Genomic DNA, 1,725 nt, shown 5'->3' with positions numbered 1-1,725 from the left:
GATGTTGATGGTGTTGCTCTGCCCGGCGGTAATGGTGAACGCGATCGCCTGCGCCGCGGAGAGGACGTTGCCGGTCGCCGTGTTGGTTCCGGAGGTATAGCCGTCGTAGGTCGTCAGGGTCGCGGTGTAGCTGCCGGCCTGAAGCCCCGGAACCGTCAGGGTGCAGATCGTCGAGGCGAGCGTGCTGGTGCAGCCGCTGCTGTTCACGGTGAGGCCGGCCGTCTCGTTGACGGTCGTCGGACCGGAGATCGCGATCGTGATCGACTGCGTCGCGGTCGAGAGGTACTGCGGCCGGACCCCCTTCGTCCGCACGCTCGTGGCCGAGCGGGACGCCGACGACGCGTTCTGCTGCGGCGTGTTGATAACGAAGACCGCCGTGCCGGTGCCCTTTCCGGTCGTCGTTGGGCTCGCCGGCAGCACCGAGGAGCCGTGCGATCCGCCGGCGCAGCCTGCGAGTAACGCCGCGGCGATCAGTACGCCGAGAAACCGAAACCCATGCGAAGTCATATGCTGTTCTCCTGTTACTGAATGCCGCCGACGCTCGTGCTCGTGACCGTCACACCCACGGTCGCGGTCTTGCCGCTGCCGCCGGTGATCGTGATCTGACAGGTGCCGACGGCGGCCGGCGTGACTTTGTAGACCGCGGCGCCGCCGGAGTTGCTCGTCACGCTCACCGTAACGACGCCCGTGCAACTGTCGCTCTCGCTGTAGGCGCCGGTGAAGTTCGACTGCGAGACGTTGAGGTTTTGGACGTAGCTCGCGCCGATTGCGAGGAAGCTCAATGACGACGGGTTGGCGGTGACGCCCCCGCCACCGCCGTTCGGCGCCGAGGTGATCGTCAGGACCGCCGACTCGTTTGCGGTGCCGGTGAAGGTTGCGGCGCAGCCGCCCGCACCGATCGGCGTGACCGAGTATACGGCGGTGCCCAGAGTGACGGGGCTCGTCTGCGCGATCGTCGCAACGCCCTTGCAGGTGTCGCTCTCCGTGTAGGCGGTCGTGAGCGCCGACTGCCAGACGGTCACGGGCTGCGCGGCGCTCGCGCCGAGCGCCGTGAACTTCATGGTGCTTGTCGAGAGCCTAACGGGTTGCGGTGGGGGTGGTGGTATGGCACCGCCGCCGCCCCCGCAACCGAAGAGCAGCGCCGCGAGCGCCGAGGCGATCGCGGCCACAAGAAACCGGCGCATTAGTGTACGATGACGCTCGTATAGGTGTATGACGCATTCGCGGTTACGGTCTGCGCCAAACTTGCGCTATCCTCGAACGAGACGCTGCACGTTCCCGGGTTGTTGCCGGTGTTTGCCGTCAGCGTCCAGGCCGGCGTACTGCCCGAGAGCGTCGAGCCGGCGGCCCCGCCGGTGCAGGTGTTCGCAGATTGGGTGAAGGCCTGGCTGTAGGGGGCGTCCGTCCAACCCGGCTCTGAGGGCACGAGCGTCGCGGTGTCGCCGCCGGTAACCAGCGAGACCGACGCCGGCGTGCTGGTCGTTCCGTTCGAGCACAGGTCCGAGGAGTTCGCGCAGGTTGCGGTGAGTACGGGAGTACCGAGAACCGCCGGCTCCGAGACGGAGGTGCTGTTCGTCGCCTGGATCGAGGCGCTGTCGTTCACGTAGAAGGTCGTCGCCGGAACGGAGAGCCCGCCGTACGCGACGGTGATGACGTTCGAGGGCGCGGAGCTTGCGGGTGTGGTCCCGCTGCCTCCGGTGAAGGAGAGCGCGTACGACTGGCTCG

The 1,725-nt window shown here is 67.4% G+C and carries 2 protein-coding genes and 1 pseudogene; all 3 read right to left on the bottom strand.

What is annotated here, in order from left to right:
* Positions 1-420: hypothetical protein (locus M6444_RS04110; protein WP_298323441.1), on the bottom strand; the 420-nt coding region annotated here is incomplete at its 3' end.
* A gap of 101 nt (positions 421-521) precedes the next feature.
* A complete protein-coding gene (locus tag M6444_RS04105; RefSeq protein WP_298323438.1) occupies positions 522-1,061 on the bottom strand; it encodes a hypothetical protein in 540 nt (179 codons plus the stop codon).
* A 122-nt stretch (positions 1,062-1,183) separates the two neighbouring features.
* Positions 1,184-1,725 (bottom strand): annotated as a pseudogene (locus M6444_RS04100) (hypothetical protein); the annotation flags it as partial.

Source organism: Haloactinopolyspora sp., assembly GCF_027324685.1.
Lineage (GTDB): Bacteria > Actinomycetota > Actinomycetes > Jiangellales > Jiangellaceae > Haloactinopolyspora.
Note: the sequence above shows the minus strand (reverse complement) of the source record. Positions and strands in the feature narration are given on the sequence as shown.